The following is a 20,899-nucleotide window of genomic DNA, read 5'->3' as shown; positions in this document are numbered from 1 at the left end:
CATGTTCGCGGGCACGCCCGCTCCCACAGGGTCCGTATTGAGCTCTCGAATACACTTCTCTGTGCGACAGCGTAGCTTAGGAAGTATGCGCCGGGTCTGCCTTGGCTTCGCGCTGGTTGGCCCAGTACTGGATCAGCTCGCGCAATTGCGACAATTCCACCGGTTTGGCCATGTGCCCGTCCATGCCCGCCAGCCGCGCGCGTTCCTTGTGTTCAGCAAGAATGTGCGCGGTCAATGCCACCACCGGTGTGCGCTTACGCTGGTTGGCCGTTTCCCAGGCCCGTAGCTGCTGGGTGGCCGAGAAGCCGTCCAGAATCGGCATTTCGCAGTCCATCAACACCAGGTCATAGTGCTGCGCTTTCATCGCCTGCAAGGCTTCCTCGCCATTGCAGGCAGTGTCGGGCTCAAGGTTGAGCTTGCCGAGCATGCCACGGATCACCTTGGTGGAGATGCTGTTGTCTTCGGCGACCAGCACGCGGAAGTCGCCAGGCAGGTCCAGCGCCTGCGGGATGCCAGGCAGGCTGGCAGGCACCGCTTGCTCGCGGCCGCGCTGGGCCAGTTCTTCGGCCAGGGTGGTCTTTAGCGTGTAGCCGGCCACTGGCTTGGCGAGTATCCGCTTGACCCCGGCGTTGCGCGCGATGACCTTGCTCGGCGCATTGCTGATACCGGTCAGCATCACCACCAGGATGTCGTGGTTCAGGCTTGGGTCTTCCTTGATCTTGGCGGCCAGTTGCATGCCGGTCATGCCGGGCATGTTCTGGTCCAGCAGCACGGCGTCGAAGTAGTCGCGCAGGTGCGCCTTGGTGCGCAACAGGGCTAAGGCTTCCTTGCCCGACGGCACCGCACTGACGTTCATGCCCCAGGCGCTGCACTGTTGCACCAGCACCTTGCGGCAGGTGTCGTTGTCGTCCACCACCAGTACGCGGGCATCGCGCAGCGGGCTGTCGAGGTCGGCCGGTGGCTGTTCCAGGCGCGAAGGGTCCAGCGGCAGGGTCAGCCACAGGGTGTTGCCCATGCCGGTGCTGCTCTTGATGCCGAACTCGCCTTGCATCAGGCCGATCAGTTGTTTGGCGATGACCAGCCCCAGGTGGCCACCCAGCTTGTTGCTGGAAAGGAAGTGACGGCTGTGCAACTCGGCCTGCAGCAGGGCTTCGCGGTCGGCGGCGGGCAGCGGCTCGCCGCTGTCCTGCACGGCAATGCGCAGGCGGGGCAGCTCACCGCGTTGATCCAGCGCCACCACCAGCAGGATCTCGCCTTGGTCGGTGTTTTTCAGGGCGTTTTCCAGCAGGCTCGACAAGGCCTGGCGCAAGCGTGTCGGGTCGCCGCTGATCACCCGCGGTACTTGCGGCTGGGTGAAGCTGATCAGTTCGATGTTCTGCTGCTCGGCCTTGGCGCGGAAGATGTTCAGGCAATCCTCGATCAGCGCGTTGAGATCGAATTGCACGTCATCCAGCTCGATCTGCCGGGATTCCAACTTGGAAATGTCGAGAATTTCGTTGATCAGCGTTAACAACTCGTTGCCGGCGCTGTGAATGGTCTGCACGTAGTCGCGCTGCTTGACCGACAGCGGTGTGCCCAGCAGCAGTTCGGTCATGCCCAGCACACCGTTCATGGGGGTGCGGATTTCGTGGCTGATCTTGGCGAGGAACTCGGCCTTGGCATTGATTTCGGCATCACTGGCAGCCAGGGCGCGGCTGGCGCTGAAACGCTCCTCGCTCATGCGCCGCAGGCGTTCGCTGACGGCCAGGTTGAGCAGCAGGCCGCTGACCACGGTCAGGCCCAGCAAGATGCACAGCAGCCACGGCGTGGAGGTGCGGGTCAGGCCCAGCAGGGCAGGTAGCAGTACCAGGCCTCCGAGGTTGAACACGACCATGGCCAGGCTGAACAGGCGCCCGGGCCCATAGCCCTTGTACCATTGATAGCTGCTGACCAGCAGCATGCTTACGCTGCCCAGCGCCATCAGGGCGTAGGTCATCAGGTTGAGCGGCAAGGTATCGACGAACAGCAGCACCAGGCCGCTGAGACCGACGATCAGCATTTCACCCTGTAGCAAGCGGTTCAGCCGTGGCGAGTTGCACGGCGAGAAGAAATGCTGGGTGAAATACAGCCCGGCCAGGCCGGCCAGGACCAGCGTCAGGTAGGCAGCGGGCGTTTGCGCGCTGTGCCACACATGCCACCAGGGGCCGCTGAGGTTCAGCAGAATCAGGCCACTGAGCAGCATCAGGCCGTGGTACAGCGCCAGGATCAGGGTGGTGCTGGAGCGGCTGTACAGGAAGCGGATCAGGTTGTGCATGATCAGCATCACCAGGCCGCCGAACAGCATGCCGAACAGCAATGGCTGACGTTGGTCAGAGGCAGCTTCGGCCGCGGGCTCCAGGCTGATGGCCGGACGCAGCTGGTGTTCGGAAACCAGGCGCAGGTAGATGTCCAGCGGTTGCCTGCTGTTGGGCAGGGGCAGTACATGGTCGCTGCCGCGCAGGGTCGGGCTGGCATTGCCGGCCTGGCGCCCATGGTGCAGCTGACGAAGAAGTTGGTCGCCTTCGAGGGCGTAGAGGTCCAGGCCAGACAGGTCTGGGGCAAATACCCGCAGCAGTTGTTCCTGGTCGCCTGGTTGCAGGCGATAGTGCAGCCACAAGGCCTGTTCCGCCGGGGCCGCATCCAGTTCGGTGAGGATCAGGGGGCTGAACTGGTTGCGGTAGCGCTCGGAGCGCACATCGCTCAGTTGCAGGTTGGCCTGTTCGTCGAGCAGAACGGTCCAGCCTCCGTCATGTTCGGCCGCAGCCGGAAACATGCAGAGCAGGGTCAGCAAGCTGACGATCAGAGCTGAGGCAATCCGAAGCCGACGCACTACGAAATCCCTTCTTAGCCGATGTGCCGGGTACTAACTATGCGCGGCGCGCCAAGTCGAAGGCAAGGCCCATGCCGGGCCCTGTCGACGAGCCGGATGCCGCAGGCGCAAAACGCTACGGCATGCCGGTAGTACTTACTGCTGGTGCTCACCGCGCTCGCGGGCGATGGCCCGATAACCGATGTCGGTACGGTAGAAGCTACCGTTCCAGCTGACTTCCTTGGCCAGGCGATAAGCCTGCTGCTGCGCGTCGGCAACGGTGCTGCCCATGGCGGTGGCACACAGTACGCGCCCGCCGTTGGTGGTCACCTTGCCATCCTTGAGCGCAGTACCGGCATGGAACACCTTGCCTTCGATCTTCGCGGCAGCGTCCAAACCGTTGATCACGTCGCCTTTGGCGTAGTCGCCTGGGTAACCGCCAGCAGCCAGGACCACGCCCAGGCTCGGGCGCGGGTCCCACTGCGCTTCTACCTTGTCCAGCGCCTTGGCGAATGCGGCTTCCACCAGCAGCACCAGGCTCGACTCCAGGCGCAGCATGACCGGCTGGGTTTCCGGGTCGCCGAAGCGGCAGTTGAACTCGATGACCTTGGGGTTGCCCGCCTTGTCGATCATCAGGCCGGCGTAGAGGAAGCCGGTATAGACGTTGCCTTCCTCGGCCATGCCACGCACGGTCGGCCAGATCACCTGGTCCATCACGCGCTGGTGCACGTCGGCGGTCACCACCGGGGCAGGGGAGTAGGCACCCATGCCACCGGTGTTCGGGCCGGTGTCCTGATCGCCGACGCGCTTGTGGTCCTGGCTGGTGGCCATGGGCAGCACGTTCTGGCCGTCGACCATGACGATGAAGCTGGCTTCCTCGCCGTCGAGGAACTCTTCGATTACAACGCGCGAACCGGCTTCTCCGAAGGCGTTGCCAGCCAGCATGTCACGCACGGCGGCTTCGGCTTCTTCCAGGGTCATGGCGACGATCACGCCTTTGCCCGCGGCCAGGCCGTCGGCCTTGATCACGATTGGCGCGCCTTTTTCCTGCAGGTAGGCCAGCGCCGGCTCGATTTCGGTGAAGTTCTGGTAGTCGGCGGTCGGGATCTTGTGACGCGCCAGGAAGTCCTTGGTGAAGGCCTTGGAGCCTTCCAACTGGGCCGCGCCCTTGGTTGGGCCGAAGCAGTCCAGGCCGCGGCTGCGGAACAGGTCGACCACGCCGATAACCAGCGGTGCTTCCGGGCCGACGATGGTCAGGTCGACGTTCTTCTCGGCGAAGTCGGCCAGTTGCTCCAGGGCGCAGACGTCGATGGCGACGTTTTCGCACTTGGCTTCAATGGCGGTGCCGGCGTTGCCCGGGGCAACGAAGACTTTCTCGACGCGAGGGTCCTGGGCGACTTTCCAGGCCAGGGCGTGCTCACGGCCGCCGCTGCCGATGATCAAAACTTTCATGTCAAAACCTCGAATTCTTTCGGGCGTAAGGCAAAGCCTCACGCTGTACGAGGTCGCAATGAAGCAGGTAGATGCAAGGCGGGGCCGGTTCCGATGAGCGGAGTTGCCTTTTGGCAATGAGCATCAGCGGAACCGGCCCCAACGCAGCAGATGCCTGCTTCAGTGCGGCCGATTGTCGTAAATCAGTGGCGGAAGTGGCGCATGCCGGTGAATACCATGGCGATGCCGGCTTCGTCGGCAGCAGCGATGACTTCAGCATCACGCATCGAACCACCCGGCTGGATCACGGCGCTGATACCCACTTTAGCCGCATTGTCGATGCCATCACGGAACGGGAAGAACGCATCCGACGCCATGACCGCGCCCTGCACCTGCAGGCCGGCATGCTCGGCCTTGATTGCAGCGATGCGCGCGGAGTTGACGCGGCTCATCTGGCCGGCGCCGACGCCGATGGTTTGGCGCTGCTTGGCGTAGACAATGGCGTTGGACTTGACGAACTTGGCCACCTTCCAGGCGAATACCAGGTCGTGGATCTCTTGCTCGGTCGGGGCACGCTTGGTGACGATCTTCAGGTCATCGGCGGTGATCATGCCGATATCGCGGCTTTGCACCAGCAGGCCACCGTTGACGCGCTTGAAGTCCCAACCGGCAGCGCGCTCGGCTGCCCACTCGCCGCACTCCAGCAGGCGTACGTTCTGCTTGGCTGCCACGACGTCGCGGGCGGCCTGGGAGATTTTCGGGGCGATGATCACTTCGACGAACTGGCGGTCGACGATGGCCTTGGCGGTTTCGCCGTCCAGTTCACGGTTGAAGGCGATGATGCCGCCGAACGCCGATTCGGTGTCGGTGGCGTAGGCCAGATCGTAGGCCTTGCGGATGCCGCCCTCGTCTTCAGGCACTACTGCCACGCCGCACGGGTTGGCGTGCTTGACGATGACACAGGCCGGTTTGACGAAGCTCTTCACGCATTCCAGCGCGGCGTCGGTGTCGGCCACGTTGTTGAACGACAGTTCCTTGCCTTGCAGCTGGACGGCGGTGGAAATGCTGGCTTCGCCTTTTTTGGCTTCCACGTAGAACGCCGCGCTCTGGTGCGGGTTCTCGCCGTAGCGCATTTCCTGGGCTTTGACGAACTGGCTGTTGAAGGTGCGCGGGAATTCGCTGCGGTCGGCAGTCGAAAGGGTGTCCTTGGCCTGGTCGATGGTGCCCATGTAGTTGGCGATCATGCCGTCGTAGGCAGCAGTGTGCTCGAACGCCTTGAGCATCAGGTCGAAGCGCTGGGCGTAGGTCAGGCCGCCGGCCTTGAGGCCTTCGACGATGCCGGCGTAATCGCTGGCGTTGACCACGATGGCCACGTCTTTGTGGTTCTTGGCTGCCGAACGGACCATGGTCGGGCCGCCGATGTCGATGTTCTCGATGGCGGTCGGCAGGTCACAGCCAGGCTTGGAAATGGTGGCTTCGAACGGGTACAGGTTGACCGCGACCAGGTCGATCGGCTTGATGCCGTGCTCGTTCATGATGGCGTCGTCGATGCCGCGACGGCCGAGGATGCCGCCGTGGATCTTCGGGTGCAGGGTCTTGACCCGGCCATCCATCATTTCGGCGAAGCCGGTGTAGTCGGCCACTTCCACCGCGTTGACGCCGTTGTCCTTGAGCAGCTTGTAGGTGCCGCCGGTGGACAGGATCTCGACACCGAGCTGTTGCAGCTCACGGGCGAATTCGAGGATACCGGTCTTGTCGGAGACGCTGATCAGGGCGCGGCGGACTGGCAGGCGGGTAGTCTGGTCGGTCATTTCGGGTTCCAATAACGCGGTGGAGTCAGCAAAAAAGGCGTCTCTGTTCAGGGAGCCGCCTTTTCTGGATGGGATTCTGGCTTACAACAAGTCGTACTGCTTGAGCTTCTTGCGCAGGGTGCCTCGGTTCAGCCCGAGCATCTCGCTGGCCTTGGTCTGGTTGCCCTTCACGTAGTTCATCACGCTTTCGAGCAGGGGCGCCTCGACTTCGGAGAGCACCAGGTTGTACACGTCCGTGACGGTCGCGCCTTCCAGGTGGGCGAAGTAGTTGTGCAGCGCCTTCTCGACGCTGTCGCGAAGGGTCTGGCCTTCTTCGCTCGGCGTGTTGAGGTGCTGTTTCAGGTTGGCGTTGTCGCTCACGGGCGTTGTTCCACTCACAAATGTCTCGGTCATCATCGTCATGCGGCCACCCCTTGTCCGTCCTCTGTCTCAAGGCTCTGTCGACGTTCGCTGAAAAACGCGCGAACGTTGGCGCACTGCGCTTGTGTGTCTTCCAAAGCGTTGAACCGGGAGCGAAACTCCTTGCCGCCGGGTCGTGTTGCCAGGTACCAGCCAACGTGCTTGCGGGCGATACGTACGCCCATCACATCGCCATAGAAGGCATGCAGCGCGGCCAGATGCTCCAGCAGGATGCGTTCCACTTCGTCCAGTTGCGGCGCTGGCAGGTGTTCGCCAGTGCGCAGGTAATGCTCGATCTCGCGAAAGATCCAGGGTCGCCCTTGGGCAGCCCGGCCAATCAACAGGCCATCAACCCCGGTGGCATCCAGCACCGCCTGGGCCTTTTCTGGCGAGGTGATATCGCCGTTGGCAAAAACCGGGATCGACACCGCCTGTTTGATGGCGGCGATGGTGTCGTATTCGGCATCGCCGGTGTACAGGTCGGCGCGTGTGCGGCCATGCACCGCCAGCGCCTGGATGCCGGCCTGTTCGGCGATCTTCGCCACGTTCAGGCCGTTCTTGTTCGCCCGGTCCCAGCCGGTACGGATCTTCAGGGTCACCGGGACGTCCACGGCGCCGACCACGGCGTGGAGGATCTCGCTGACCAAGGCTTCATCTTTCAATAAAGCAGAGCCTGCGGCTTTGTTGCAGACTTTTTTTGCCGGGCAGCCCATGTTGATATCGATGATCTGGGCACCCGCTTCGACGTTGGCCCTTGCCGCCGCTGCCATCATCTGCGCATCACCGCCGGCGATCTGCACCGAGCGTGGCTCGGGATCGCCTTCATGAATGCGGCGCAGGCTCGATTTGCGGCTGTTCCACAGGCTCATGTCGCTGCTGACCATTTCCGACACCACCATGCCGGCGCCCAAGCGCTGGCAAAGTGTACGGAAAGGCTGGTCCGTGACCCCGGCCATGGGCGCGAGGATCAGATTATTACGTAGTGTGTATTGGCCGATGCGTACCGCCGACATAGGTGATCCCTGTTGTGGGGCCGAATCTTGGAGTTCGAAAAAGGGTTGGCATGATACCCGCTCTCGGTGACCGGATAAAGATGGATTTGGATAAAATCTGAACAGTTGTCGGCTTATGACATTTGCTGCTGGCGAGGGTCTGGGGCTTACCCGCTGCCCAGTGGCAGCGGGTGGTTATTCCGGCGAGCGGAAGCTCAGGCTGTAGTTCACGGCCTTCGGCCCCGGGTCGAGGATGTCCAGGGCGATGTGGATTGGCGTCTGGCTGGGCATTTCGCCGCGCCCTGCCAATTCGCCGGACAAATACTCGCTGGGCTTGAAGCGACGGCTGGCGATGAGCTGGCCATTGAGGTCGGCGAAGCGCAGCTCCAGCAGCGGGAACGGCTGGGCAAACGGCGCGCGGTTGTAGATGATCGCGTCGACGATCAGTGCGCCCTTGAAGTCCGGGTGGCTGCGCACCACCAGGTTGCTGCTCTTGATCCGGGCAATATCGACGCGAGTGGGCACCTGGCAGCCGACCATCGGGCAGATCTGCTGGAAGATCGGCCGGTACTGGTCCTGACGGGCCATTTCGTCGAAGTGGAACCACACGTACTGGAACGCCAGCAGGCCTGCTGCCAGCAGGCTCAGCACGCCCCATAGCAGGCGCTTGCCCCAGTTGGGTGCGGGTTTTTCCCAGCCCAGTTGCAGGGGGTCGTCAACCACGTCGACCAGCGGCTCTTTGCGCGAGGGGCGCTCGGGCTTGCCGGCAAGGCCTGGTTCCAGGCGCTCCCCGGGCAATGGCTCGACAGGCTCGTCGTCACGCGCCGACAGGTGCAGCGCCAGCGGCTCATCGTCGCGGGCGCTCAGGCCTTTTTCCGGGGTTTCGTCATCGCTGGCGTGCAGCGGCTCAATGAATGCGGGCTGGTCATCGATCTCGGCCGCGCGCTGTACAGGCGGCTCGTCATCGATGTCCAGGTCAAGGTTGCTGCCCAGGGTCGGCTCGGTACGCTCGCCGGGTGCGGGCTCCAGGTCCAGCGCCAGAGGCTCCGGCTGCAACAATACGGGAGTGGGCTGCGCCGCTGGTTGTGGCTCGAAGGGCTCATCGGTGGCGGTGCCGAAAAGGTCGTCTGCGTGCTCGTCCGGGTGCAGCTCGTCGCGCCGTGCCTGCAGCCCGCCATCCTGGCTGACCGGGCGCGCCGGTGCCGGCTGGCCGCGACGTTCCAGGCGCTCCAGTTCCTTGTCGAGGTCAAGGGCGTCCAGCGCCTGGGCGGTAAGTGCCCAGTCCTGCTCAGGGTGGCTGCTGCGTACACCGATGGCAGGCTCAGGAGCGCTGGCCGGTTCGATCGGCGGCTCGACAGGCGCGGCGGGTGCCGGGGCAGGTATCACGGGCGCGCTGGCGGAGCCGGCGCGATTCTGCTCCAGCAACTGCTTGGCGGCGTTGAACACCTGCAGGCAGTGACCGCAGCGCACCACGCCGCGAGCCACGCTCAACTGGTGGTGGGTGACGCGAAAGCTGGTCTGGCAATGCGGGCACTGGGTGACGAAACTGTCGGTCATGCGGCGATCCGGGTGCTGTGCAGAAAAGTATTCTAGGCCCGCTTAGCGGCGCCGGCCACTGATGCGCACCCAGCCGTCGCGCAGGACGATCGGGTCCAGCTCGAAGTCGGCGGCGTAGGCGGCGGCCACTTCCTCACCTTGTTCGGCGAGGATGCCCGACAGCGCCAGCAGGCCACCTGGGCGAACCAGGCTGGACAACTGCGGAGCCAGCGATACCAGCGGGCCGGCGAGAATGTTGGCGACCAGCACGTCGGCCTGCATCGCTGGCATGTGCTCGGGCAGGAACAGCGCCAGTTTCTCATCGGCAATGCCGTTGCGCTGGGCATTGTCACGCGACGCCTCGATGGCCTGCACGTCGATGTCGGTACCTACCGCTTCACGGGCGCCCAGCAGCAGCGCAGCGATGGCCAGGATGCCCGAGCCGCAGCCAAAGTCCAGCACCTGGGTGCCTTCGAGCTGCTGGCCGTCGAGCCATTCCAGGCACAGTGCGGTGGTGGGGTGGGTGCCGGTGCCGAAGGCCAGGCCTGGGTCGAGCAGCAGGTTCACCGCGTCCTGGTCCGGGGCATCGTGCCAGCTGGGCACGATCCACAGGCGGCGGCCGAAACGCATCGGCTGGAAGTTGTCCATCCAGCTGCGCTCCCAGTCCTGGTCCTCGATCACCTCGGCCTGGTGCTCGGGCAGCTCGGCACCGGTCAGCAGGCGCAGGTGGGCGAACACCTGCTCAGGGTCGGCATCGGCCTCGAACAGGGCCAGCAGGTGGGTGTGCGACCACAGCGGGGTGGTGTTGAGGTCGGGTTCGAAGATCGGTTGATCTTCGGCATCCATGAACGTGACCGAGACGGCGCCTACTTCAAGCAGGGCGTCTTCGTAGGTTTCGGCTTGTTCCGGGCTGATGGCCAGGCGTACTTGCAGCCAGGGCATGGCGGGCACCTTGATAAATAGACAGGGGCAGCCCTTGGCTGCGCGAAGGCTGGCAGTTTACGCGAGTGCGGGGGATTTGTGGATCGGGGGCTGCTGTGCAGCCCATTCGCAGCACAAGGCTGCTCCTACAGCGGTTCGCCTATCCCTGTAGGAGCAGCCTTGTGCTGCGAATGGGGCCATCAGACAAAGCAGAGGGAAAGCGACTCCGCTATATAGGCAGGCTTCTCTTCACCGTCGATCTCCAGTGTGGCGATTGCCTTGAGCAGCCACTGCCCCGGTTTCTTCTCCACCACTTCGGCCAGGTCCACCTTCAGCCGGACTTGGCTGTCGACCTTGACCGGCTGGATGAAGCGCACGCTGTCCAGCCCATAGTTCACCACCATCTTCAGGCCTTGGGGCAGGACCAGGATGTCCTCGATCAGCTTGGGGATCAGCGACAAGGTCAGGAACCCGTGGGCGATCGTGCCGCCAAACGGGGTTTTTGCCGCTTTTTCAGGGTCGACATGAATGAACTGGAAATCGCCGGTCGCCTCGGCGAACAGGTTGATGCGCTGCTGGTCGATCTTCAACCAGGCAGAGCGGCCCAGTTCCTTACCAACGTATTGCGAAAGCTCTGTAACCGGTACATAGGGCATCGCGGACTCTCCGGGTTGTCAGTTGGTACGAGAGTGCAAGATCAGCACGGCGAACCGTTTCAGTCAAGTTGCCCGCTTTTCGGCGAATATCGGTCTATAGCCGCCCGTGCTTATAATGGCCGCCATGCCCGAGGGAGATGCTTATGCTGTTGCGTGGTTTGACCTGGCTGGTGCTGTTCCAGCTGCTGGGGACGGCGATCAATCACCTGTTTGTGCCGTTTTTGCCTGGGCCGATCATCGGCCTGTTGCTGCTGCTGTTCTTCCTCATGGCCCGTGGCGAGGTGGGCACGCCACTGAGCGAGGCGGCTAGCAGCCTGTTGCGCTACCTGCCGTTGTTGCTGGTGCCGCCGGCGGTGGGGGTGATGGTGTATGCCAAGGACATCGCCGCCGACTTCTGGGCGATTGCCGGGGCCTTGCTGATCTCCTGCCTGGTGACCCTGGTGTTCGTCGGTGTGCTGATGCAAAAGCTCATCCACCGCCAAGGCAAGCGCGAGGAGCAGCCATGATGCTCGACTGGCAAGGCGCGGTTGACGCGGTCGTGCATCACCCATTATTCGGCATCGGCATCACGCTCGGGGCTTACCAGGTCGTGCTGGCCGCCTACGAGAAAACCCGCTGGATCTTCCTGCAACCTGTACTGGTATCGATGCTGCTGGTGATCGGCGTGTTGCTGCTGTGCGGCATTGACTACAGCGAGTACCGTAAAAGCACCGAAATCATGAACATCCTGCTGGGGCCCGCCACTGTGGCCTTGGCTGTGCCGCTCTACCTCAACCTGCGGCGTATCCGTCAGCTGTTCTGGCCGACATTTACTACGCTGGTAGTCGGAGGCCTGTTCGCCACGCTGTGTTGCCTGGTGCTGGGTTGGTGGTTCGGTGCCGAGCACATGATCCTGATGACCATGGCACCAAAGTCCGTCACCTCGCCGATCGCCATGCTGGTGGCCGAGCAGATAGGTGGTGTGGCGGCCCTGGCGGCGGTGTTCGTTTTGATTACCGGGGTGATCGGCGCCATCTTCGGCCCGGCGCTGCTGAGCCGCTTCGGCGTGCACAGCCCCGAGGCGCGTGGCATGTCGCTGGGCGTAACGGCGCACGCGGTGGGCACTTCGGTGGCCCTGCAGGAAAGTGACGAATGCGGCGCCTTTGCCGCGCTGGCGATGAGCCTGATGGGGGTGGCCACGGCGGTGTTCCTGCCGCTGGCGGTCAGCCTGGTGGCTTGAGGAGTTGTGATGACGCTACCGCTGTTTCCGCTCAATACCGTGCTGTTTCCCGGATGCTTTCTCGATTTGCAGATTTTCGAGGCGCGCTACCTGGACATGATCGGGCGCTGCATGAAGCAGGGCGAAGGTTTTGGTGTGGTGTGCATCCTTGAAGGCGAACAGGTCGGCAAGGCGCCGCCGGTGGTTGCCTCGATCGGCTGTGAAGCCGTCATTCGCGACTTCGTGCAGCAGGACAATGGTTTGCTGGGTATCCGTGTCGAGGGTGTGCGGCGCTTCAACCTGGACAGCACCGAGGTGCAGAAGGACCAGTTGCTGGTAGGGCAGGTGCAATGGCTGCCGGAGCAGGCGGACAGCCCGTTGCTCGAGGCCGATGACGACCTGCTGGCGCTGTTGGTGGCGCTGGGTGAGCACCCCATGGTCGAGGCGTTGGACATGCCGCGCCCGGTGGATGGGCGCCAGGCGCTGGCCAACCAGCTGGCATACCTGTTGCCGTTCATGGAGGAGGACAAGCTGGATTTGCTGACCATCGATTCGCCGCAGCAGCGGTTGGGAGAGATCCAGAAGCTGTTGGAGCGAATTCAGGGCGAGCTGTTTGCCTGATGGTTCTGTTGTGTCTGCACCGGCCTCTTCGCAGCGCAAGGCTGCTCCTACAGGGACCTCGCTAGCCTGTAGGAGCAGCCTTGCGCTGCGAAGAGGCCGGCACAGGCCACATCAATACTGATATCTCAGCAAGGCCTGCGGCAGCGCATGCATGGCAAAGAATGCCAACAGCGCCAGGCACGCCGGCAATACCAGCCACCACACCCGCAGCGGCAGGGCGGGCAGCGTCTGTTTGCGTTGCACTACTGTCAGGCTAAGCGCGCACACGCAACATGCCAGCAGGGCCCCGGCCAGGATGTCGGTCGGCCAGTGCGCCCCCAGGTAAACCCGCGACAGGGCAATCGCCAGTGCTGGAATACAACCCAGCATCACCCAGGTCAGGCGCATCCGCGGCGGTTGTCCGCGTCCAGCCAGCACCGCCAGCACCAGAAAGAACGCGAACGAGGCCGAGCTGTGCCCGCTGGGCATGCTGTAGCTGGTCAGCGGGTCGGTCAGAACTTCTGGCCTGGCCCGGGCGAACAGCCATTTCAGAGTACCGTTGGCGATCGCCGTGCCCATCAGCGCGCCCGCGGCGAAAAATGCGTGTCGCCACTGCCGGGCAAGCAGCAGCAGGCCGGTCAGCAGGCCGCCGAGGAACAGTTGGGTGCGGAAGTCGCCCAGCCGCGTCACCAGTACCACGATGCCATCGATGGCCTGGCTGCGATGTTCCTGCACCAGTGTCATCACCCCTTGGTCGAACTCATGCAGGTAAGGCCAGCCGAGAAATACACCGGCCAGGGCGACGAAGCTGAGGGCAGCCACCAGCCGAGTGCCGTGGCGCTGGTCGCGCAGGCTGCTGTTCAGGCTCAGGCCGATCACCACCGCCAGGGTGCCGGCGATGATCCCGGCATCCAGCCAGAAGCCTTCTGGCAGGGGCAGGCGCATGGCGGCGCCGGTGGCCCAGCCGGGTAGCAGATAGGCGACCGACCAGCCGGCACCGGCCACCAGGCTGACGGCGATGAAGCGCGGCAGGGGCATGTCGAACATGCCGGCGACCATTGGCAGCATTGGCCGCAGCGGGCCGATGAAGCGGCCTACCAGCAGGCTGGCGATGCCATAGCGCTGGAAGTAGCTTTCGGCGCTGCCAATCCATTCCGGGTGGTGGCGCAGCAGCGGCAGGCGGCGGATGTTCTGGTGGAAGTACTTGCCCACCGTGTACGACAAGGCGTCGCCCAGCAGGCCGCCAAGAAAGCCCAGCAGCAATGTTTCGCCCAGGCTGAAGGCGCCGCTGCCGGCCAGTACCGCGACGGCGAACAGCAGCACGGTGCCCGGCACGATGATGCCGGCGATGGCCAGGCATTCGATGCAGGCTATCAGGAAAATCGCCAGGCCAAGCCACTGCGGGTTGGCGCTGAGCCAGCCGGTCAGGCTGTCGAGCCATTGGCCCATGTTCAGCTTCCTTGTTCGAGAATGAAGAAATCACGGCCTTCGACTTGGCCGCGGCGTAACGGGTTCCGCGTGCAGAAGCGGGCGTACTCGGCATCGACGAAGCGGTACGGCAGATGCTCGTCGCGCCCGTGCGGGATGCCCAGGCGCGCGGCCTGGACCACTCGGGGCACGGCGTTGCCGCAATCTTCGACGTACAGGCGCTCGGCATCGAAGCGCTGGGCGTCCCAGTGCGGTACTTTCAGGCCCAGGGCCCGGCACAACAGGGTCTGGCCGGCGCACAGGCGCTCATCCGGGCGCAGCTTGCCGCTGGCGTCGGGGTTGTTCAGTTGCATCTGCGCCAGGCTGTTCGGGCCAGACAGGGCATCCTGCCAAGGATAGGCAGACTTGATCAGCACCGCGTTGCCTGGTCCGTGGGCGCTGAAGTTCAACGAATCGCCGCCGCGCGCGTAGTACATGTAGATATGCCCGCCGTCGAGGAACAGCGCCTTGCGCTTTTCGGTGTAGCCGAGCGAGGCGTGGCTGCCTTTGTCGGTGAGGTAGTAGGCCTCGGTCTCGATGATGCGCGCAGCCAGCCACAGGTTGCCGTGGCGATGGCGGATAACCTTGCCGAGCAGGGCCTTGGCCAGGGTCTGGGCATCGCGGTCGAAAAAGCTGTCGGGCAGGGCTGGCATGCGGGCGGTTCGTGGCTGGGGAGGCGGGATGATAGCAATGAATGGCTTAATCGAGGCTGAACCAATATTGCGAATGAATGGTATCTGCATGTTTCATTGGCAGGGCTGCGGGGTGTTTGTCTTGAGGTGTTCGTCGCCTGTGAGATCGAGCGCCGCCCGCGCGGCGCATCGCGAGCAAGCTCGCTCCTACGTTTGTTTCGGGCCAATTATTCCTGTGGGATTTGCGCGCGAACGCCTTGGCGCATGACTCGATATCGCGTTGTACAAACCAGGCCGTCGCGCGCGCTGGTGCAGGCGACACTGGCCCGAAACAAACGTAGGAGCGAGCTTGCTCGCGATGCGCCGCGCGGGCGGCGCTCGATCTCACAGGCGCAGAAAAACCAAAGGCGAACCCCTCATTTCCTACCATCCGCCACCCACCGCTGGGCGTACACCTGCGCGGCAGTTATAATCAGCCGATTTCCCCTTCGCCAAGACACCGAACCCATGACTGAGTCCGTTCTTGACTATATGACCCGCCTGGGTCGCGCCGCCCGTGAGGCTTCCCGGGTGATCGGCCGTGCCAGCACCGCGCAGAAGAACCGCGCCCTGCAAGCGGCCGCCGACGCGCTGGACGCCGCCCGTGCCGAGCTCACCGCTGCCAACGAGCTGGACCTGGCCGCCGGCCGCGCCAACGGCCTGGAGCCGGCGCTGCTCGATCGCCTGGCGCTGACCCCGGCACGCATCGACGGCATGATCACCGGCCTGCGCCAAGTGGCCAGCCTGCCGGACCCGGTCGGTGCCATCCGCGACATGAGCTACCGCCCATCGGGTATCCAGGTCGGCAAGATGCGTACGCCGCTGGGGGTGATCGGGATCATCTACGAGTCGCGCCCGAACGTGACCATCGATGCCGCCAGCCTGTGCCTGAAGTCGGGTAACGCGACCATCCTGCGTGGCGGCTCCGAAGCCATCCATTCCAACCGCGCCATTGCCACCTGCATCCAGCGTGGCCTGGCTGAAGCCGGCCTGCCGGCAGCCGTGGTGCAAGTGGTCGAGACTACCGACCGCGAAGCCGTGGGCGCGCTGATCAGCATGCCGGAATTCGTCGACGTCATCGTACCGCGCGGTGGCCGTGGCCTGATCGAACGTATCAGCCGCGATGCCCGCGTGCCGGTGATCAAGCACCTGGACGGCATCTGCCATGTCTATGTCAGCCAGCACGCCGACCTGGACAAGGCCTGGAACGTGGCATTCAACGCCAAGACCTACCGCTACGGCATCTGCGGCGCCATGGAAACGCTGCTGGTCGACCAGCAGGTGGCGGAGCGCTTCCTGCCGGAAATGGCCCGCCGCTTCCAGGAAAAGGGCGTGGAGCTGCGTGGCTGCGAGCGCACCCGCGCGCTGATCGAGGCCAAGCCGGCCAGCGAAGACGACTGGCACACCGAGTACCTCGACGCAATCCTGTCGATCCGCGTCGTGGATGGCCTGGACCAGGCCATCGAGCACATCAACCACTATGGCTCGCACCACACCGACTCGATCATCAGCGAACACCAGGGTGAGGCCCGTCAGTTCATGGCTGAGGTCGATTCGGCGTCGGTCATGCTCAATACCCCGACCTGCTTTGCCGACGGCTTCGAGTACGGCCTGGGTGCGGAAATCGGGATTTCCACCGACAAGCTGCATGCCCGCGGCCCGGTCGGTCTGGAAGGCCTGACCTGCGAGAAGTACGTGGTGATCGGCGACGGCCAGCTGCGCGGCCAGGGGTCCTGCTGAGTTGAGCAAGGCCCAGGCAGTCCGGCGCATCGGCATTCTAGGCGGCACCTTCGACCCCGTGCACATCGGCCACCTGCGCAGCGCGCTGGAGGTGGCCGAGCTCATGGGGCTGGATGAGCTACGCCTGTTGCCCAACGCCCGGCCGCCGCACCGTGACACGCCGCAGGTGGCCGCGCAGCAGCGCCTGGCCATGGTGCGTGAAGCAGTGCAGGGCGTCGCTTGCCTGAGCGTCGATGCTCGCGAACTGGAGCGCGACAAGCCGTCGTACACCATCGAGACGCTGGAATCGATCCGCGCCGAACTGGCCGGCAACGACCAGCTGTTCCTGGTGCTGGGCTGGGATGCCTTCTGTGGCCTGCCTGCCTGGCACCGCTGGGAAGAATTGCTGCAACACTGTCACATCCTGGTGCTGCAACGCCCGGATGCCGACGTAGAACCCCCTGACGAGCTGCGCAACCTGCTGGCTGCGCGCTCGGAGAGCGATCCCACCGCCATGTCCGGCCCGGCGGGAAATATTTCGTTCGTCTGGCAGACGCCGCTTGCGGTGTCGGCTACACAGATCCGACAGCTGCTGGCCAGCGGCAAATCGGTGAGGTTCCTGGTGCCGGACGCCGTACTGGCCTACATCGAGGCGCACGAACTGTATCGTGCGCCCAACTGACGGTGCCTCTGGCGCCTCATCCAACGAGTTGAACGAGTTTTATATGACCAAGCAGAAAATTTACGGCGAAGAACTGGTCGCAGTGACCAAGGCAGCGCTGGAAGACGTCAAGGCCCAGGACATCCAGGTCATCGACGTGCGCGAAAAGCACAGCCTGACCGACTACATGATCATTGCCACCGGTACCTCCAACCGCCAGATCAACGCGATGGCCGAAAAGGTTCGTGAAGCGGTCAAGGCCAAGGGCGCTCAGCCACTGGGCGAAGAAGGCAAGGGCGACAGCGACTGGGTACTGCTGGACCTGAACGACGTCATCGTGCACATGATGACCGCCGCCGCCCGCCAGTTCTACGACCTGGAGCGCCTGTGGCAGGGTGCCGAGCAAAGCCGTGCCGCCGATGGCAAGCACCACAGCCCGGACCATGCCCACGAGTACTCCGACAAGCTCAAAGACCGCGAATAAGGAAAGCGCTGTGCGTTTGCGCCTGATTGCGGTCGGCTCGCGCATGCCGAAGTGGGTCGAGGAAGGCTGGCATGAGTATGCCAAGCGCCTGCCCGCCGAGCTGTCGCTGGAGCTGGTGGAGATCCCGCTGAATACCCGTGGCAAGAATGCCGACGTCGCCCGCCTGATCCGTCAGGAGGGCGAAGCCATGCTGAGCAAGGTGCAGCCTGGGGAACGCATTGTCACCCTCGAGGTCCATGGCAAGCCCTGGAGTACCGAGCAGCTGGCCACCGAGCTGGACCGCTGGCGCCTGGATGCGCGCACGGTGAATTTGATGGTGGGGGGCCCGGAAGGCCTGGCGCCTGAGGTTTGCGCACGCGCCGAGCAACGTTGGTCGCTGTCGCCGCTGACCTTGCCGCACCCGTTGGTAAGGATACTCATCGGCGAGCAGATCTACCGCGCCTGGACCGTGTTGTCCGGGCATCCTTACCACAAATGAGCCTGTAAGCAGTCCGATGTCGCAGCCGATCCGTCTCAAGGACCATGAGAAAGACGCCCGCCTGGTGCGCAACCGCGTCGTGGTCGGCGCAGTGGCGATCATGCTGCTCATCTGCGTGTTGATCGCGCGGCTGTACTACCTGCAGATCATCCAGTACGACTACCATTCGACGCTGTCGGAGAACAACCGGGTGCACGTGCAGCCGATCCCGCCGACCCGCGGGCTGATCTTCGACCGCAACGGGGTGATCGTTGCCGATAACCGGCCCAGCTTCAGCCTGTCGATGACCCGCGAACGTGCGGGTAACTGGCAGGAAGTGCTGGATACCATCGTCGAAGTGCTGGAGCTGACAGCCGACGACCGCACCCTGTTCGAGAAGCGCATGCGCCAGGGCCGCCGGCCGTTCGAGCCGGTGCCGATCCTGTTCGAGCTCAACGAAGAGCAGATCGCCCGCGTGGCGGTGAACCAGTTCCGCCTGCCGGGCGTGGAAGTGGTGGCCCAGCTGGTGCGGCATTACCCGCAGGGTGCGCATTTCGCCCATTCGGTGGGCTATGTGGGGCGGATCAACGAGAAAGAGCTGAAAACGCTCGACCCGGTGAACTACAGCGGCACCCACCATATCGGCAAGACGGGCATCGAGCGCTTCTACGAAGACGCCCTGCACGGCCAGGTGGGTTACGAGGAAGTCGAGACCAACGCCCGTGGTCGCGTGCTGCGGGTGCTCAAGCGCACCGACCCGAAGCCGGGCAAGGACATTGTGCTGAGCCTGGACATCAAGCTGCAGGAGGCCGCCGAAGCCGCCCTGGGTGGCCGGCGCGGCGCGGTGGTGGCGCTCGACCCACGCACCGGCGAGGTGCTGGCGATGGTCAGCCAGCCAAGCTTCGACCCCAACCTGTTCGTCACCGGCATCAGCTTCAAGGCCTATGCCGAATTGCGCGACTCGATCGACCGCCCACTGTTCAACCGTGTGCTGCGTGGCCTGTACCCGCCGGGTTCGACCATCAAGCCGGCGGTGGCCATTGCCGGCCTGGACAGTGGCGTGGTCAATGCGAGCAGCCGGGTGTTCGACCCGGGTTACTACCAGTTGCCCAACTACGATCACAAGTACCGTAACTGGAACCGCTCCGGTGATGGCTGGGTCGACCTGGACACCGCCATCATGCGCTCCAACGACACCTACTTCTATGACCTTGCGCACAAGATGGGCATCGATCGGCTGTCCAGCTACATGAACAAGTTCGGTATCGGTCAGCGGGTTTCCCTCGACATGTTCGAGGAGTCCGCGGGGTTGATGCCCTCGCGCGAATGGAAGCGTGCCACCCGCCGCCAGGCCTGGTTCCCCGGCGAAACCCTGATTCTCGGCATCGGCCAGGGCTACATGCAGGCCACGCCGCTGCAACTGGCCCAGGCCACTGCGCTGATCGCCAACAAAGGCGTGTGGAACCGCCCGCACCTGGCCAAGACCATCGAAGGCCAGCCGCCGGTGGACGACAACCCGATGGAAGACATCGTGCTGCGTGACAAGTCCGACTGGGCCAAGGTCACCCATGGCATGGAGCAGGTGATGCACAACGCCCGTGGTACCGCGCGCAAGGCCGCGGCCGGTGCCCAGTACCGTATTGCCGGCAAGAGCGGTACCGCCCAGGTGGTGGCGATCAAGCAGGGCGAGAAGTACGACCGCAACAAGCTCCAGGAGCGCCACCGCGACCACGCGCTGTTCGTCGCCTTTGCCCCGGCCGAAGCCCCGAAAATCGTGGTCTCGGTCATGGTCGAGAACGGTGAGTCCGGCTCGGGCGTCGCCGCCCCTGTGGTACGCCAGATCATGGATGCCTGGCTGCTCGACGAAAATGGCCGGCTCAAGCCCGAGTTCGCGCCCGCCACCGTTACCCAGGAATCGGCCCTGTGATGAACAATTTCGATCGCATGCTCTCCAGTGAGGATGTGATGCGTCGGCGCGCCAGCTTTCTGCAGCGCATCCATGTCGATGGCCCCTTGCTAATCATTCTGCTGACCCTGGCGGCCGGCAGCCTGTTCGTCCTCTATTCGGCCAGTGGCAAGAACTGGGACCTGCTGCTCAAGCAGGCCACCTCGTTCGGCATCGGCCTGGTGTCGATGTTCGTCATCGCCCAGCTGGAGCCGCGCTTCATGGCCCGCTGGGTACCGCTGGCATACCTGGCCGGGGTGCTGTTGCTGGTGGTGGTGGACGTGATGGGCCACAACGCCATGGGCGCCACGCGGTGGATCAACATCCCCGGTGTGATCCGCTTCCAGCCTTCGGAATTCATGAAGATCATCATGCCGGCAACCATCGCCTGGTACCTGTCCAAGCGCACCTTGCCGCCGCATTTGAAGCACGTGGCGATCAGCCTGGTGCTGATCGGCGTGCCGTTCATCTTGATTGTGCGCCAGCCCGACTTGGGCACGGCCCTGCTGATTCTCGCCTCCGGTGCCTTCGTTCTGTTCATGGGCGGCCTGCGCTGGCGCTGGATCGTCAGCGTGCTGACGGCGGCGGTGCCGGTGGCAGTGGCGATGTGGTTCTTCGTCATGCACGACTACCAGAAGCAGCGGGTGCTGACCTTCCTCGACCCGGAAAGCGATCCGTTGGGCACCGGCTGGAACATCATTCAGTCCAAGGCGGCGATCGGCTCGGGCGGGGTATTCGGCAAGGGCTGGCTGCTCGGCACCCAGTCGCACCTGGACTTCCTGCCGGAAAGCCACACCGACTTCATCATCGCCGTGCTCGGCGAGGAATTCGGCCTGGTGGGTATCTGCCTGCTGCTGATCGTCTACCTGCTGTTGATCGGCCGTGGCCTGATGATTACGGCCCAGGCGCAGACCCTGTTCGGCAAGCTGCTTGCGGGCAGCTTGACCATGACCTTCTTTGTATACGTGTTCGTCAATATCGGAATGGTCAGCGGCCTACTGCCCGTGGTGGGCGTGCCGCTGCCTTTCATCAGCTATGGCGGAACATCGTTGGTGACGCTGCTGTCAGCGTTTGGCGTTCTGATGTCGATCCATACGCACCGCAAATGGATCGCGCAGGTTTGA

19 protein-coding genes are annotated in these 20,899 nt (G+C 63.8%); 9 read left to right on the top strand and 10 right to left on the bottom strand.

Going from position 1 to position 20,899, the window contains the following annotated elements; translation table 11 throughout:
• Positions 1–76: 76 nt before the first annotated feature.
• The 8 genes from ACNFBR_RS00830 to ACNFBR_RS00795 form a co-directional block, all read right to left on the bottom strand.
• Complete coding sequence (locus tag ACNFBR_RS00830) at positions 77–2,848, bottom strand: response regulator (RefSeq protein WP_416733292.1); 2,772 nt, start codon at positions 2,846–2,848, stop codon at positions 77–79.
• A gap of 135 nt (positions 2,849–2,983) precedes the next feature.
• The gene (gene purD / locus ACNFBR_RS00825; RefSeq protein WP_416733291.1) at positions 2,984–4,279 is read right to left on the bottom strand and encodes a phosphoribosylamine--glycine ligase; all 1,296 of its coding nucleotides are present in this window, start codon (positions 4,277–4,279) and stop codon (positions 2,984–2,986) included.
• A 182-nt stretch (positions 4,280–4,461) separates the two neighbouring features.
• Positions 4,462–6,069: a bifunctional phosphoribosylaminoimidazolecarboxamide formyltransferase/IMP cyclohydrolase gene (gene purH / locus ACNFBR_RS00820; RefSeq protein ID WP_416733290.1), complete on the bottom strand. Its 1,608-nt coding sequence runs from the start codon at positions 6,067–6,069 to the stop codon at positions 4,462–4,464.
• A gap of 81 nt (positions 6,070–6,150) precedes the next feature.
• On the bottom strand, positions 6,151–6,471 hold the full coding sequence (fis, locus tag ACNFBR_RS00815; protein ID WP_012274390.1) for a DNA-binding transcriptional regulator Fis: 321 nt from the start codon (positions 6,469–6,471) through the stop codon (positions 6,151–6,153).
• Positions 6,468–7,481 carry a tRNA dihydrouridine synthase DusB gene (gene dusB, locus ACNFBR_RS00810; protein ID WP_416733289.1) on the bottom strand — a complete coding sequence of 338 codons (1,014 nt, stop codon included), beginning with the start codon at positions 7,479–7,481 and terminating at the stop codon, positions 6,468–6,470. Before dusB ends, fis begins: the two co-directional genes overlap by 4 nt.
• 174 nt (positions 7,482–7,655) lie before the next feature.
• Complete coding sequence (locus tag ACNFBR_RS00805) at positions 7,656–9,017, bottom strand: DUF3426 domain-containing protein (RefSeq protein ID WP_416733288.1); 1,362 nt, start codon at positions 9,015–9,017, stop codon at positions 7,656–7,658.
• 42 nt (positions 9,018–9,059) lie between these two features.
• Positions 9,060–9,938 (bottom strand): 50S ribosomal protein L11 methyltransferase, encoded by an 879-nt coding sequence (gene prmA / locus ACNFBR_RS00800; RefSeq protein ID WP_416733287.1) that lies wholly within the window; start codon positions 9,936–9,938, stop codon positions 9,060–9,062.
• Positions 9,939–10,117: 179 nt separating this feature from the next.
• Entirely contained in the window at positions 10,118–10,573 is a 456-nt protein-coding gene (locus ACNFBR_RS00795; RefSeq protein ID WP_012274386.1) for a MaoC family dehydratase, read from the bottom strand.
• 143 nt (positions 10,574–10,716) lie between these two features.
• On the opposite strand from ACNFBR_RS00795, the gene ACNFBR_RS00790 reads away from it, so the two are divergent.
• The 3 genes from ACNFBR_RS00790 to ACNFBR_RS00780 are packed head-to-tail and all read left to right on the top strand — an operon-like array spanning position 10,717 to position 12,392.
• Positions 10,717–11,079 carry a CidA/LrgA family protein gene (locus ACNFBR_RS00790; RefSeq protein ID WP_416733286.1) on the top strand — a complete coding sequence of 121 codons (363 nt, stop codon included), beginning with the start codon at positions 10,717–10,719 and terminating at the stop codon, positions 11,077–11,079.
• Complete coding sequence (locus ACNFBR_RS00785; RefSeq protein WP_416733285.1) at positions 11,076–11,792, top strand: LrgB family protein; 717 nt, start codon at positions 11,076–11,078, stop codon at positions 11,790–11,792. Before ACNFBR_RS00790 ends, ACNFBR_RS00785 begins: the two co-directional genes overlap by 4 nt.
• 9 nt (positions 11,793–11,801) lie before the next feature.
• Positions 11,802–12,392, top strand: a complete 591-nt coding sequence (locus ACNFBR_RS00780) for an LON peptidase substrate-binding domain-containing protein (RefSeq protein ID WP_416733284.1) — start codon at positions 11,802–11,804, stop codon at positions 12,390–12,392.
• A 111-nt stretch (positions 12,393–12,503) separates the two neighbouring features.
• Here the strand turns inward: ACNFBR_RS00780 and ACNFBR_RS00775 are convergent, their stop codons facing one another.
• Together ACNFBR_RS00775 and ACNFBR_RS00770 are read right to left on the bottom strand one after the other, a co-directional pair.
• Positions 12,504–13,820, bottom strand: coding sequence for a bifunctional DedA family/phosphatase PAP2 family protein (locus tag ACNFBR_RS00775; protein ID WP_416733283.1), 1,317 nt, complete (start codon positions 13,818–13,820; stop codon positions 12,504–12,506).
• 2 nt (positions 13,821–13,822) lie between these two features.
• Complete coding sequence (locus ACNFBR_RS00770) at positions 13,823–14,491, bottom strand: DNA-3-methyladenine glycosylase (RefSeq protein ID WP_416733282.1); 669 nt, start codon at positions 14,489–14,491, stop codon at positions 13,823–13,825.
• 486 nt (positions 14,492–14,977) lie between these two features.
• Here ACNFBR_RS00770 and ACNFBR_RS00765 point away from each other — a divergent pair, with 486 nt between their 5' ends.
• The 6 genes from ACNFBR_RS00765 to rodA are packed head-to-tail and all read left to right on the top strand — an operon-like array spanning position 14,978 to position 20,899.
• The gene (locus tag ACNFBR_RS00765) at positions 14,978–16,249 is read left to right on the top strand and encodes a glutamate-5-semialdehyde dehydrogenase (protein WP_416733281.1); all 1,272 of its coding nucleotides are present in this window, start codon (positions 14,978–14,980) and stop codon (positions 16,247–16,249) included.
• Position 16,250: 1 nt separating this feature from the next.
• Positions 16,251–16,910, top strand: coding sequence for a nicotinate-nucleotide adenylyltransferase (nadD, locus tag ACNFBR_RS00760; RefSeq protein WP_416733280.1), 660 nt, complete (start codon positions 16,251–16,253; stop codon positions 16,908–16,910).
• A 43-nt stretch (positions 16,911–16,953) separates the two neighbouring features.
• On the top strand, positions 16,954–17,373 hold the full coding sequence (rsfS, locus tag ACNFBR_RS00755) for a ribosome silencing factor (RefSeq protein ID WP_009685825.1): 420 nt from the start codon (positions 16,954–16,956) through the stop codon (positions 17,371–17,373).
• Positions 17,374–17,383: 10 nt separating this feature from the next.
• Positions 17,384–17,851, top strand: coding sequence for a 23S rRNA (pseudouridine(1915)-N(3))-methyltransferase RlmH (gene rlmH / locus ACNFBR_RS00750; protein ID WP_003249722.1), 468 nt, complete (start codon positions 17,384–17,386; stop codon positions 17,849–17,851).
• A gap of 16 nt (positions 17,852–17,867) precedes the next feature.
• Positions 17,868–19,757 carry a penicillin-binding protein 2 gene (gene mrdA, locus ACNFBR_RS00745; RefSeq protein WP_416733279.1) on the top strand — a complete coding sequence of 630 codons (1,890 nt, stop codon included), beginning with the start codon at positions 17,868–17,870 and terminating at the stop codon, positions 19,755–19,757.
• Positions 19,758–19,795: 38 nt separating this feature from the next.
• Entirely contained in the window at positions 19,796–20,899 is a 1,104-nt protein-coding gene (gene rodA, locus ACNFBR_RS00740; RefSeq protein WP_416733602.1) for a rod shape-determining protein RodA, read from the top strand.

This window comes from Pseudomonas sp. NY11955 (assembly GCF_048068035.1).
Classification (GTDB): Bacteria; Pseudomonadota; Gammaproteobacteria; order Pseudomonadales; family Pseudomonadaceae; genus Aquipseudomonas.
The sequence above is the reverse complement of the archived record's forward strand: the minus strand, read 5'-3'. Positions and strand labels throughout refer to the sequence as shown.